This is a genomic window from Nocardiopsis sp. NPDC058789 (assembly GCF_042745575.1).
Taxonomy (GTDB): domain Bacteria; phylum Actinomycetota; class Actinomycetes; order Streptosporangiales; family Streptosporangiaceae; genus Nocardiopsis; species Nocardiopsis eucommiae.
Genome location: NZ_JBHYOW010000010.1, coordinates 160,076 through 172,849 on the forward strand (window position 1 = coordinate 160,076; position 12,774 = coordinate 172,849).

Annotated in this window: 13 protein-coding genes; 9 read left to right on the top strand and 4 right to left on the bottom strand. The window is 72.9% G+C overall.

Features of this window, described 5'->3' with window-relative positions; genetic code table 11:
• Positions 1 to 75 precede the first annotated feature (75 nt).
• From ACFW3L_RS16875 to ACFW3L_RS16905, 7 genes are all read left to right on the top strand, one after another.
• Positions 76 to 720, top strand: coding sequence for a riboflavin synthase (locus ACFW3L_RS16875; RefSeq protein WP_378741323.1), 645 nt, complete (start codon positions 76 to 78; stop codon positions 718 to 720).
• A 55-nt stretch (positions 721 to 775) separates the two neighbouring features.
• Positions 776 to 2,062 carry a bifunctional 3,4-dihydroxy-2-butanone-4-phosphate synthase/GTP cyclohydrolase II gene (locus tag ACFW3L_RS16880; RefSeq protein ID WP_378741326.1) on the top strand — a complete coding sequence of 429 codons (1,287 nt, stop codon included), beginning with the start codon at positions 776 to 778 and terminating at the stop codon, positions 2,060 to 2,062.
• 46 nt (positions 2,063 to 2,108) lie between these two features.
• On the top strand, positions 2,109 to 2,582 hold the full coding sequence (gene ribH / locus ACFW3L_RS16885; protein ID WP_378741328.1) for a 6,7-dimethyl-8-ribityllumazine synthase: 474 nt from the start codon (positions 2,109 to 2,111) through the stop codon (positions 2,580 to 2,582).
• Between the two features lie 107 nt (positions 2,583 to 2,689).
• Positions 2,690 to 3,163 carry a PH domain-containing protein gene (locus tag ACFW3L_RS16890; protein ID WP_378741579.1) on the top strand — a complete coding sequence of 158 codons (474 nt, stop codon included), beginning with the start codon at positions 2,690 to 2,692 and terminating at the stop codon, positions 3,161 to 3,163.
• 133 nt (positions 3,164 to 3,296) lie between these two features.
• Entirely contained in the window at positions 3,297 to 4,463 is a 1,167-nt protein-coding gene (locus tag ACFW3L_RS16895; RefSeq protein ID WP_378741330.1) for an XdhC family protein, read from the top strand.
• 164 nt (positions 4,464 to 4,627) lie between these two features.
• Entirely contained in the window at positions 4,628 to 5,200 is a 573-nt protein-coding gene (locus tag ACFW3L_RS16900) for an NTP transferase domain-containing protein (protein ID WP_378741581.1), read from the top strand.
• A 138-nt stretch (positions 5,201 to 5,338) separates the two neighbouring features.
• Positions 5,339 to 6,190, top strand: coding sequence for an SAM-dependent methyltransferase (locus ACFW3L_RS16905; RefSeq protein WP_378741332.1), 852 nt, complete (start codon positions 5,339 to 5,341; stop codon positions 6,188 to 6,190).
• On the opposite strand, the gene ACFW3L_RS16910 is transcribed toward ACFW3L_RS16905, so the two are convergent.
• The 4 genes from ACFW3L_RS16910 to ACFW3L_RS16925 form a co-directional block, all read right to left on the bottom strand.
• Positions 6,191 to 7,180 carry an aldose 1-epimerase family protein gene (locus ACFW3L_RS16910; RefSeq protein WP_378741335.1) on the bottom strand — a complete coding sequence of 330 codons (990 nt, stop codon included), beginning with the start codon at positions 7,178 to 7,180 and terminating at the stop codon, positions 6,191 to 6,193.
• A gap of 41 nt (positions 7,181 to 7,221) precedes the next feature.
• On the bottom strand, positions 7,222 to 9,981 hold the full coding sequence (locus ACFW3L_RS16915) for a protein kinase (RefSeq protein ID WP_378741337.1): 2,760 nt from the start codon (positions 9,979 to 9,981) through the stop codon (positions 7,222 to 7,224).
• A gap of 242 nt (positions 9,982 to 10,223) precedes the next feature.
• Positions 10,224 to 10,532 (bottom strand): DUF2470 domain-containing protein, encoded by a 309-nt coding sequence (locus ACFW3L_RS16920; protein WP_378741339.1) that lies wholly within the window; start codon positions 10,530 to 10,532, stop codon positions 10,224 to 10,226.
• Positions 10,533 to 10,726: 194 nt separating this feature from the next.
• Positions 10,727 to 11,269: a YceI family protein gene (locus ACFW3L_RS16925; RefSeq protein ID WP_378741341.1), complete on the bottom strand. Its 543-nt coding sequence runs from the start codon at positions 11,267 to 11,269 to the stop codon at positions 10,727 to 10,729.
• A gap of 184 nt (positions 11,270 to 11,453) precedes the next feature.
• Here ACFW3L_RS16925 and ACFW3L_RS16930 point away from each other — a divergent pair, with 184 nt between their 5' ends.
• Positions 11,454 to 11,903, top strand: coding sequence for a MarR family winged helix-turn-helix transcriptional regulator (locus ACFW3L_RS16930; RefSeq protein ID WP_378741343.1), 450 nt, complete (start codon positions 11,454 to 11,456; stop codon positions 11,901 to 11,903).
• 102 nt (positions 11,904 to 12,005) lie between these two features.
• Positions 12,006 to 12,713, top strand: a complete 708-nt coding sequence (locus tag ACFW3L_RS16935; protein WP_378741345.1) for an SseB family protein — start codon at positions 12,006 to 12,008, stop codon at positions 12,711 to 12,713.
• The last annotated feature ends 61 nt before the right edge of the window (positions 12,714 to 12,774 follow it).

Genomic DNA, 12,774 nt, shown 5'->3' on the forward strand with positions numbered 1-12,774 from the left:
GTGCTCCGCTCCTGTCGTGGACCCGTTTTCCACACCCTTTTCCCCGGAGCCGTACCAGGCGAAGGGATGTAGGGCGTGTTCACCGGAATCGTCGAGGAACTCGGCAAGGTCGTCTCCATCGAACCCGCTGGGACCAACGGTGAGGCGGTCCTGCTCACCGTGGACGGCCCCCTGGTCAGCTCCGACGCCGGTCTCGGTGACTCCATCGCGGTCAACGGCGTGTGCCTGACCGTCGTCGCGCGCGGCGAGGGCACCTTCACCGCCGACGTGATGAAGGAGTCCCTGGACCGCTCCTCCCTCGGCGCCCTCACCCCCGGCGCCCCCGTGAACCTCGAACGCGCCGCCCGCAGCGACGGCCGTCTGGGCGGCCACATCGTGCAGGGCCACGTCGACGGCACCGCCACCCTCCTCTCCCGGAACCCCGGTGACAACTGGGACGTCCTGAGGTTCGGCCTCTCCCCGCAGCTCTCCCCGTACGTGGTCGAGAAGGGGTCCATCACCGTGGACGGCACCAGCCTCACCGTGTCGGCTGTGAGCGCTCCCGGCGCCGAGGACGAGTTCTTCGAGGTCAGCCTCATTCCGGCCACCCTGGAGGCCACCACCCTGGGCGGCCTCGCGGTCGGCGCCACCGTGAACGTCGAGGTGGACGTCATCGCCAAGTACGTGGAGCGCATCACGGCCGTCTCCCGGGCCCGAGCGCAGGACGGCACCCGCGCCTAGGACCAGGCACCCACCACCCACCAGACCCACCCACGACGCACCTTCAGGAGCGGGCATGACCGTCACCGACACCACCCCGGCCGCCGACACCACCCCGGCCGTCGTCCTCGACCGCATCGAGGACGCCATCGCGGAGTTCGCCCAGGGCAGGGCCATCGTGGTGGTGGACGACGAGGACCGTGAGAACGAGGGCGACATCATCTTCGCCGCCGAGCTCGCCACCCCCGAGCTGCTGGCCTTCATGATCCGCTACACCTCCGGAGTGGTGTGCGTCCCCATGGAGGGTGAGGACCTGGACCGCCTCGACCTGCCGCTGATGACCGCGCGCAACGAGGAGAGCCTGCGCACCGCCTACACGGTGACGGTGGACGCCCGCGAGGGAGTCAGCACCGGCATCTCCGCCGCCGACCGCGCCCGCACCATCCGCCTGCTGGCCTCCGACGACAGCCGCCCCGTGGACTTCGTGCGCCCCGGCCACATCCTGCCGCTGCGCGCCCGCCCGGGCGGTGTCCTGGCCCGCCGCGGCCACACCGAGGCCTCCGTGGACTTCGCCCGCCTGGCCGGTCTGCGCCCCGCCGGCGTGCTCGCGGAGGTGGTCAACGACGACGGCACCATGGCCCGCCTGCCCCGGCTGCGCGAGTTCGCGGACGAGCACGGCCTGAAGCTGGTGTCCGTCGAGCAGCTGGCCGCCCACCGCGCCTCCCTCGGTGAGGCCCTCACCGAGGAGGAGGCCAACCCCGCACTGGTCACGCGCATGGTGGAGACCCGCATGCCCAACCAGTACGGCGAGTGGCGCGCGGTCGGCTTCAAGGGCACCGCCGACGGCGCCGAGCACGTCGCCCTGGTCCTCGGTGACCTGTCCGACGGCGACGACGTCCTGGCCCGCCTGCACTCGGAGTGCCTGACCGGCGACGCCTTCGGCTCCCACCGCTGCGACTGCGGCGCCCAGCTGGACGCCGCCATGGCGGCCGTCGCGGAGGAGGGGCGCGGGGTCATCGTGTACATGGGCGGCCACGAGGGCCGGGGGATCGGTCTGCTGCACAAGCTGCGCGCCTACAGCCTCCAGGACGAGGGCGCGGACACCGTCGACGCGAACCTGCGTCTGGGGCTGCCCGCCGACGCGCGCGAGTTCGGCGCCGGGGCGCGCATCCTCACCGACCTCGGGGTGGCCTCGGTGCGGCTGCTGTCCAACAACCCCGCCAAGGCCGAGGGGCTGGAGCACCACGGGGTGCGGGTGAACGAGCGGGTGGCCATGCCGACCTTCGTCACCGACGACAACCTCTCCTACCTGCTGACCAAGCGCGACCGGATGGGTCACGACCTGGCCCGCGTCGCCCAGTAGGACCACCACCCCCGACACCACCATCACATCCCAGGAAGGGCCGGTCATGAGCGGCACAGGACGTCCGGACGAACACCAGATCGACGCCTCGGGGCTCTCGGTGGGCCTCGTCGTCACCCGCTGGAACGAGGCGATCGTCGAGCCGATGCTCGCCAACGCGCTCGCCGTGGTGAAGGCCTCGGGGGCCTCCGAGCCCGTCGTGGTGAGGGTCGCCGGGGCGGTGGAGATCCCGGTGGTGGCCCAGGAGCTGGCCCGCAGGCACGACGCGGTGATCGCCCTGGGAGCGGTCATCCGTGGCGGAACCCCGCACTTCGACTACGTGTGCCAGTCGGTCACCCACGGTCTGACCGAGGTGGCCCTGCGCGAGTCCACCCCCGTGGGCAACGGTGTGCTCACGTGTGACACCCTGGAACAGGCGCGTGACCGCGCCGGACTTCCGGGAAGCGTCGAGGACAAGGGCGCCGAGGCCGCGCTGGCCGCCCTGGACACGGCGGTCGCGCTGCGCGGACTGCGTCGCTGATCCCACCCTGCTGGTGCGCGCGACCGCGCCTGGCCGGACGGTGACCGGGGTGAGTCACGCCTGAGCGCGTGGAGATGGAGCAGCTGGTGCGGACGAGGGAACTACCTGTGGACGAGGCGTCGAGCAAGGCGGCCCTGCCGAGGACGTGGCGGCCCCGCGCGGTGCGGTTGGTCGCCTACGGCCTGGGCCTGCTGATCGTGGCGACCATGGTCGTGCTGGCCGTGATCCTGCCCGCCGAGTGGCGCATCATGGACCGTTTCCTGGTCGTGGGCCTCGGGTTGGCGGTGGCCGCGGGGCTGCACATGCTGGGCCGCCCCCGGCTGATCGCCACGGAGCGGAACGTGGTGGTCATCAACGGCATCCGTACGCACCACCTGGCCTGGCCGGAGGTCCTGGACATCCGGATGCCGGAGGGGGAGCCGTGGCCCTGCCTGGACCTGTCGGACGGCACGTCGCTGCCGGTGATGGGCATCCAGAGCACGGACGGCGAATTCGCCCGGCGCGCGCTGGCCGAGTTCCGTTCGATGCTGGGCCGTGGCGAGGGCCGCGAGCCCGACCTCCCCGGTGAACCGCGTTCGTAGACGAGACCGAATCGAGCCCCCGTTTCCTGGAGGAACGGGGGCTCTTCCGTGTCGCGTTGGGCACATAGGTTGGTACCAGGGCCCATGAGCGGACCGTCGCGGCCCGCCGGAGGAGTCGTGGAAGAGGTGCCTCGTGCGTGATGTCCGAGCCAGCGTGTCCGATCTGTACGCCGCGGGGGAGACCTTCGCGGTGGCCACGGTGATCGACACCTTCAAGAGCGCGCCCCGTGACGCGGGCGCCGCCATGCTGGTGAGCGCGTCCGGTGAGGTCACCGGTAGCGTGTCGGGCGGTTGTGTGGAGGGGGCCGTCTACGAGGAGGCCCTGGAGGCGATCCGCACCGGTGTGCCGGTGCGCCGCACCTACGGGGTGAACGACGACGACGCCTTCAGCGTGGGACTCACGTGCGGGGGGACCCTGCACGTGTTCGTCGAGCCGGTGAGCCGCACGACCTATCCCCAGTTGGGCGCGGTGCTCGGTGCCGTGGACGAGCACCAGCCGGTGGCGGTGGCCACCATCGTCGCCGATCCGTCCGACGCCTCCCGGGTGGGCCGCCGCCGGGTCGTGTGGCCCGGTCACGCCGAGGGCGACCTGGGTGCGGGCGGTGAGCGCCTGGCCGCGGCCCTGGACGACGACGTGCGCGGCATGCTGGCCCAGGGCAGCACGGGGCTGCTGCACTACGGGGTGGACGGTCAGCGGCGCGGTGACGAGCTGGAGGTGTTCGTGCAGTCGTTCGCCCCGGCGCCCCGCATGCTGGTGTTCGGCGCCATCGACTTCGCGGCGGCCGTGGCCGATCTCGGCTCCTACCTGGGCTACCGGGTGACGGTGTGCGACGCCCGCCCGGTGTTCGCCACGCCCAGGCGGTTCCCGACCGCCGAGGAGGTGGTGGTGAAGTGGCCGCACGTGTACCTGGACGAGATCGCCGACGAGATCGACCAGCGCACCGCGATCTGCGTGCTCACCCACGACCCCAAGTTCGACGTGCCCGTGCTCAAGCGGGCGCTGTCCACCGGGGCCGGGTACATCGGCGCGATGGGTTCGCGCCGTACGCACGAGGACCGGCTGGACCGGCTCCGCGAGGCCGGTGTGGAGGAGGAGGCGCTGGCGCGCCTGCACTCTCCGATCGGGCTCGACCTGGGCGCGCGCACCCCGGAGGAGACGGCGGTGTCCATCGCCGCCGAGCTGGTGCGCAGCAGGTGGGGCGGGAGCGGCAGGGCTCTGAGCGAGACCCGGGGCAGGATCCACCGCGACACTCCGCCGGTGCCGCTGGTTCCGGCCGGATTCGGCCAGACCGAGGGGTGAACCGAAACCGCCGTGGCGGTGAATCCGCAGTTCACGGCGGTGGTCCCTGCTCGGGTGCCGGTCCGTGGCCCGCGACCTCGCCGAGGTGGCCCACCCGGGGAGCGCGTCCGTGGCATCATCGCGTCATGGGTACGGGGGAGCGAGGAGACGGGCGTTCGGGCGCGGTGGCGGGCCTGCTGCTGGCGGCGGGTTCGGGGAGCAGACTCGGCCGCCCCAAGGCCCTGGTCGAACTCGCGGGTGAACGCCTCGTCGACCGGGGCGTGCGCACGCTCTCGGGAGGCGGCTGCGCCCCGGTCCTGGTCGTCCTCGGCGCCGCCGACACCGGCGTGTCCGGGGCGGTGACCGTGCACAACCCCGACTGGTCCACGGGGATGGGCTCCTCGCTCCGCGCCGGGATCGACGCGATGCCCGACACGGTCGACGCCCTCCTGGTCGCCCTCGCGGACCAGCCGCTCGTCACGTCCGAGGCGGTCCGACGCCTGGTCGAGGCCTACGCCCAGGGTGCCCGGGCGGCGGTGGCCACCTACCACGGCAACCCGCGCAACCCCGTGCTGCTGGGCCGCGAGCACTGGTCCACGGTCTACTCCATGGCCGAGCGGGACGTGGGCGCCCGCCCCTTCCTGCGCGCCTACTCCCACCTGGTCACGACGGTGGCCTGCGACGACGTCGCCAGCCCCGAGGACATCGACACCGAGGAGGACCTGGCGCGGCTGACCGAGACGCTCGGGGGAGTGTGAGGGAGAGGGGCCCGGGGCCTCCGGGTAGGCTGGGCGCCATGTCCTCCTGAACGTGTGCTCAGCCCTCCCCGCCACCGGGCCCGTGCCGACGCGCCTCACGCGTCCCGCCGGTGGTCCCACACGTGAACGAGGAACACCGTGAACCCACTCTTCGCCGCGCTCTCCGACATGGCCGAGCGCCCCGCCCCCTACGCCCGCGTCACCACCGCCGACCTGTGGACCGACGGCCACATCTCGGAGCGGATGCTCGCCAACCACCTGGCCCCCGAGGTCGACGCCGCCTCCCACCGCGCGGAGTTCGTGGACCGGGCCGCGGACTGGATGGTCGGGCACTTCGGCCTCGGCCCCGGATCGCGCGTGGCCGACCTGGGCTGCGGGCCCGGTCTGTACACCGCGCGGCTGGCGCGCGCCGGGGCGAGCACACTCGGGGTCGACATCGCGTCCCGGTCCGTGGAGCACGCCGAAGGAGTCGCGCGGGAGGAGGGCCTGGACGCCCGTCACCTGTGCGGCGACTACCTGGCCCTCGACCTGGACGAACGCTTCGACCTGGTCGTGATGGTGATGCGTGACTACTGCGCGATGGCGCCCTGGGACCGGGTGCGGCTGCTCGGGGTGGTGCGCCGTCACCTGGCCGACGGGGGCGCTTTCCTGTTCGACGTCGACGCCGAGCCCGGACTCGACCTGCTCCGTGAGGGCGCGGTGTACGCCCCGGATCTCATGGGCGGGTTCTGGTCGGAGCGCCCCTACCACGGTTTCCAGCACACCTTCCGTTACGAGGAGGAGCGGGTGAGCCTGGACCGGTACGACGTCGTCACCGAGGACGGCACCCGGGTGTTCCACAACTGGGTCCGCTACTTCACGCCGGACACGCTGACCGCCGAGCTCGCCGGGAGCGGGTTCACCCCGGACGAGGTCCACGGGGACCTGACGGGGGCGCCGTACGACCCCGCTTCAGGACAGTTCGCCGTGGTGGCCCGGCCCTCGCGCTGATCAGTCCAGCGGCTCGGCGAGGATGCCGAAGGTGTGCTCCACGCTCTCACCCGGAGCCAGGACGATCAGGTCCGTGCCGCTGTTGAGGGCGTCGGGCGGGCAGGTCATGGGCTCGGCCGCCAGGTGCGCCCGGTGGAGGTCGCCGCCGAGGGAGTCGGAGCTGAACAGCTGGAGCCAGCCGTAGCCCGCTCCCGCCCACAGGCACACCCGGTGCTCGGGGCCGCTCAGCCGCACCCAGGCGCGTCCGTTCCGGTCGCGGTCGAGGTCGGTGAAGGCGGTGTCCAGCTCCGTCGCGCCCGGGTTCCGGCCGGGCGGACGCAGGTCGTACGCGGTCCCGGACACCGGGACCGGGTCGCCCACGGGAATCAGGTCGGCGTCGGCCGGTTGGCGGCTGCCGACCGTGGCCTCCAGCCGCACCTGGTCCCGCTCGACCAGGTCCCGGAAGGGTGCACCCAGGGTGAGGTAGGGGTGGAAGCCGAGACCGTACGGGGCGTCGGAGTCGCCGGTGTTGCGTGCCGTGACGGTGACGGTGAGCCCGTGCGCCTCCGAGGCCTCGGACACCAGGCGGTAGGTGGCCGTCAGCTCCAGCGGGAACGGGTACCCGGGGGTGCCGGGGAAGTCCAGGCCCAGGGTCACGTCCTCCTCGGACCGCTCCTGGGTGCGCCACACCACCTCGCTGACCAGGCCGTGGATCGCGGACCCGGTCTCCGGGTCGTTGACGTCCAGCCGGTGCTCGGTGCCCTGGAAGGTGTAGCGGGCCGAGGCCACCCGGTTGGGCCAGGGGGCCAGCAGCTGCCCCTGGGAGGCGATGGGGCCCGACTGGCGCGTGTACGGCCAGACGAGGTCGTGCCCCCGCCAGGTGAGCGCCTGCAACCCGGCCCCGGTCCGGTCGACGCGCGCCCGGTACTGACCGGCGCGCAGCTCGAACACCTCAGCCACCCGTCCACCCCTCTTCCCGTGGTCCGGCACACCGCCGAACCGGGAGATCATAGCGTGTCCAACGCCTCACCCGGGGTGCCGGCCCGCGGGGCTCAGCCGCCCAGGAGCCCGTCGAGGGGGATGAGCACACCCGATCCCAGAGCCAGCAGCCCCGTGGAGAACAGCACCACGAGCATGAGCAGGGATCCCGCGACGGCCAGGCGGAAGGCGCCCAGGCGGCGGCGGGCCTTGACCGTGGACTTCGCGGCGGTGCGGCCCAGCGTGATCAGCGCCACCGACAACAGGACCGGGAACCACCAGGCCGCGCCGATCCCGCCGGGCAGCAGCCCGGTGAGCGCGGCGGCCCCGTCGCTCAGGGGGTTGTCACCGAACTCCAGCAGGCCCGTGTAGGCGTCGGTCACGAACGCGCTCTCGGGGAAGAAGCCCTCCCCGGGCCGCAGCGCCCGACCCAGCCCGTCCAGCAGACCCAGCAACGCCGCCGGGTACGCGAACCTGCGGCACCGGCCCGCCCTCATCGCGCGCTGGATCTGGCCCATCGTCCGATCGACGCGCCGGGTCGCCCGCTCCTGCTGACGCCGCTCCTTGGCGGTCGCGGGCTCCTGCGGTCGGGCGGGATCGCCGGGAAGCGCGGGGTTGTCGGGCCGGGTGGCGGCGACCCCGCGGCGCTGTCGGGCCGTGGCCACCTTCTCCTGGGCGCCCTCCCAGCGTGCCCGCGCGGAACCGGCGAGCGCGGCCCAACGGTCCTGACGACGGGCCCGGCCGTCGGCGCGCTCGCGCTCGGCGATCGAGCCGCCGACCCGCGCGGCCTCCGGGAGCAGGAGCAGGGCCGTGAGCGTGGCGCTCCGGCTGGCCAGCTGGTCGCCGCCGTCGCGCAGGGCCGCCCTGCGCTGTTCGGACCACCACGGCGCGTTCGGCGCGGAACTGCGCTGTTGCGGGTGCCAGGACTGGCGGCGCAGCAGGGACCGGTGCTGTGCGGCGGTCTCGGGGGAGAGCACCAACTCCACCGCGCGTGCCCAGGTGGAGTCGATCTCGTGGGCGGCGGGGTGCCGGGGCGCGTCGGGGCTCCGGGTCGTCTCGGGGCGCGCGTCCACCACGCGCTCCAGGGTCTCGTTCACCCGCGCCATCAGCAGCGGGACCTCGTGCTGGACCCGCTCCAGCAACGCGCAGCGGCCGGAGCCGCCCGACCGGCACTCGGGGTGCGGGCACCAGTGCTGGGCGCCCAGGCCCACCACGCCCGACTCCACGGCCTCGCGCACCACCGAGTGGCGGCTGGCGTCACCCGCCGCCAGGGCCAGGAGGCCGTCCGCGCTGATCTCGTGCCCCCGGAAGCGCGGCGGCATGCCGGGCACGTAGCGGGCGGCCAGGGCGCTGATCGCCACGTGTGCGAGGTCGGGGCGGGCCTCCAGGCCGGTGAGATAGGCGCGGTCGAAGGTGTAGTCGTTGACCTCGCGGTCCAGCCAGGTCCGGAGTTCGGGCCAGTGGCTGCGCAGCCACATCGCGCCGGTGTCGGAGCGGTCCAGCAGGTCGAAGGCGAGGCTCGGCGGGTCCTCGTGGGAGGTCCCGGCGAAGTTGATGGGGCGCCGACGGCTCGCGGTGCGGATCGGCGGGCGCTCACCGGCCAGCCACGCGGCGACCTCCTCGTGTCCCCAGCGGGCGGAGGGCGCCAGGGTGAGCAGGCCCCGGGCGAGCAGGCGCCAGCGCTCGTCGGTGATGGCCGAGATGTCCACCTCGGTGTTGCGTGCGGTCAGCCAGTTGCCGCCGCGATCGGGGCGGCGGCCGGTGACGAGTTCGTGCACCATGACGCCCAGGGACCACCAGGCGGCCGGGGCCTCGCGGCGCCCCTCCACCACCTCGGGGGAGGCGTAGGCCTCGGTGACGGCCTGGCCGCCGTAGACACGGCTCATGGTGGCGCGCACGGCGCCCCCGAAGTCGGTGAGGGCGACCACCGGCGGGTCCAGGGAGCGGACCAGGAGGTTCTCGGGTTTGACGTCGGTGTGGTTGTGCTGGAGCTCGCTCTGCCAGTGGTGCAGGCAGTCGGAGACCGCGCGGACCACCGCCCGGGCGCCCTCGTCGTCCAGGGGTGCCTGGTTGATGACCTCGCGCAGGGTGCCCAGGGAGAAGTACTCCTGGGCCTCCCAGGCCAGGTCCTCGCCCCAGGAGCTGGCGGCGGTCCCGTAGCCCTGGATGGCGGGCGTGTGGGGGGAGGCGGTCCCCCGTGCGCGCAGCCGGTCCAGGAGTTCGCGGTTGATGTCGTGGCCGGGCCGGTACACCTTCAGCGCCAGTCGGCGCCCGGGTGAGTCGGTGGGTTCGGCCAGGTAGACGACGGCCTCACCGCCCGCGCCGATGTGGTCCAGGACCTGGTAGCGGCGGCGGAGCTCGGCGGGCACGGCGTAGTCGAGGTCGCCCGCGGGGCCCACGACCACACGGGAGACCAGACGCGCCATCCAGTCCAGGAGGGGGCCGAGGAGCACCCGCCACCACGGGGCACGGCCTCCGGGGGGTGCGCCCGGTGTGGGTCGGCCGGTGCCCGGACGCGCCGTGGGGGCGACGGGAGGCTGGACCCGGGTGCCGTCGACGGGAGCGGCGCCCAGGGCCGCGTCACCGGGCAGGACGGTGGTGCGGTCCGCCCCGGACGGCGCGCCCGGCGGGACCACCCGGGTGGGTGCGTCGTCGGACACGGGGGGCGGGCCCGGATGGGCCGAGCCCGGCTCGGGCGGAGGGGCGGCCCCCGGTCGGAACACGCGTGTGACCCAGCGCGTGGCACCCACCGCCGGATCGGCTCGCGTGGTGGGTGTCGTGGGGTCGATCCGCTGGGTGGGTGCGTTCTCGTCACCGGGGTCGGGCGTGACCATCGAGGCCGGAGCCATCCTTCGGATAGGTGGTCGTCTGCGGGCGTCCGGGGGAAGCCGTGGCGGGGCGGACCCCTCCAGGTTAGGTCGTTCACGGGCCCGGTCCGGGTGGTGGAGCCCACCGGTTCCGGTCCCGTGAACGGTCTTCCCCCGTCACCTGGTGGGACTCCTCCGAGGCCGTTCGGGTTCCCGTTTCCGTGACCCTTCGTCACCGGACCCCTCGGTGGCGTCCGCGGGCGGGTGACTCAGTGCTGGCCGCGCGGGGTGATCCCGAGGGCGGCGCAGGCCTCCTGGTACATGCGGACCACCTCGACGCGGATCTGCGCGCGCTCGGTCAGCGGTGTGGCCCAGGGGATGCGCACGTCCTCCTCGGCGCCGTCCACGGTGACCGCGTAGTCTCCTCCGTCACCGTCGAGCCCGGTCATGCGGGCGGCGGTGGCCTCCGGGCGGCCGCCCAGGGCACGGCAGATGATCAGGGTGTCCTCGGGGTGGTCGCCGTTCATGTGGGCGGTGACGGCGGAGACGACCTCGGGGGCGAAGGGCTGGGACGGCACGGTGCTTCTCCTGCGGTCTGTGGGGTGCTGCCGGACATACGAGGACGGGGGAGGGTCCGTGGACCCTCCCCCGTCGACGATATCCGAGACCTCACCGGGTTACTGACGGAGTGTCGTCAAAACCCGGGGTGGTGGTCGCTCCCCTCGGGCGACCACACCCGGACACCGCCCTCCCCCGTCGGAGCCGGTGCGGCTCAGGCCTGGCGGGTGAACTCGGCGTCGATCTCGATGGAGATCTTGTCGCCGACGACCACGCCGCCGCTCTCCATCGGCATCTCGATGTCGACGCCGAACTTCTTGCGGCTGATGGTGGTGGAGGCGGCGAACCCGGCGCGGTCCAGGCCGTAGGGGTCGACGGTGGAGCCGTTGAACTCCAGGGCCAGCTCGACCGGGTGGGTGTTCTTCTTGATGGTCAGGTCACCCTTGAGGACGAAGTCCTCGCCCCTGGCCTCCAGGCCGGTGGAGCGGAAGCTGAACTCGGGGTGGTTGTCGGCCTCGAAGAAGTCGTTGGACCGGATGTGGTTGTCACGGTCGGTGTTGTCGGTGTTGATCGAGCTGGCCTCGATGGTGGCCTCGACGGAGGACTGGGTGGGGTCCTCGGGCACCGTCAGCGTGGCGTCGAAGCTCTCGAAGCGGCCGCGGACCTTGCTCACCATCATGTGGCGGACGGAGAAGCCGACCACGCTGTGGGCGACGTCGATCTTCCAGGTGCCGGGCTTGAGTTCCTGAGCTGCCATGGTGTCTCTCCCTGAGTTCGGGCGACCCGGGTCCTGGGCCGTCCAGCGGTGCGGTTCGTTGTCTAGCAACAAAGTACCTTAGAAGTATCTTCCTGGGAAGTAGATTAGGTGTTCCTCCCCGAGGACGCAAGGGCCCCGTCTCACCGGGACCCCTCCCCGGGCCCGCCGGGGCTAGAATCAGGCCATGGAGAAGGCCTGGCTCGAAGCCGACGAACAGGACGTCTGGCGCGGGTTCCTGCGGATGAACGCCTGGATCTACGACGAACTCGAACACGACCTGCGCTCCCGGGACGGCCTCTCCCTCATCGAGTACGGCATCCTCGCCCACCTCTCCGAAGCTCCGGAGCAGCGCATGCGGATGCGCGACCTGGCCGAGACCGTCATCGTCTCCAAGAGCCGCCTGTCCCACCAGATCGCCCGCCTCGAACGCGACGGCCACGTGCGGCGGGAGAGCTGCGAGGACGACCGGCGCGGGCTGTGGGCGGTGCTCACCGAGGACGGCGCCAGCGCCCTCCGCGCCGCCGCGCCGGGCCACGCCACCCGTGTGCGCTCGCTGATGTTCGACCGGCTCACCCCGGAACAGGTCGACCAGCTCAGGGGGATCGTCGACGCGCTCGGCGGCGCCCGCCCCTGATCCACGGCGCACCCGCGGGGCCGGAAACAGGGGAGAGGTCACAGGGTTCTGTCCGGGAAGCGACCCCGGAACGGACCCGCGCCCCGGGTAGAGTCGGGGCCCGTGAGCAGACCATCGATCATCGGCGCCCAGAACTTCCGTGACGACGACGGCAGCGCCGACCCGGACGTCGAGGCGAGCCTGCGTGAGCACGCCGCGGGCCGGACCGGCGACCGGCAGGTCCTGGCCGCCCTCAGCGGCTCCCGGGTCCTCATCCCCGTGGTGTCCGTCGCCACCGAGACCGAGCAGGGCGTGGGCGGGCTCACCAAGGACAAGAACAGCGAGGTGGCCATCCCCATCATGACCGGCAAGGACGGTCGTCGCGGAGTCCTGGCCTTCACCTCCGTGGACGCCGTCCGGCGCTGGCGCCCGGACGCCCGACCGGTGCCCTTCACCACGCGGGACGCCTGCCAGGCCACCCTGGAGGAGAACGCCGACGCGCTGGTCATCGACGTGTCCGGGCCGGTCCCGCACACCATCCAGGGCCGCTTCCTCACCGTGCTCGCCGAACAGGGGTCGGTACCCGAACCCCAGGACGACCCGCAGGTCTTGTCGATCGTCCACCGGGTGACCCACGCCGAGTTCGGGATCGAACGCGTGCGTATCCACCCCTCCGAACGCGCGGACCTCGGCATCCGCCTCGAACTGGACGAGCGCGACGACGAATCGCTGCGCCGGGTCGCCGAACGGCTCGGCACCGAACTCCAGCACGTCCTGCCCGGCGGCGTCGAACTCAGCGCGGTCGTGCGGGCCCGGCGCGACGACGCCTGACCGCGGGGTTGTCCACAGGCGGCCGCACACCCTGTCGCCGAACCCCGCCAGCAGGTAGTTT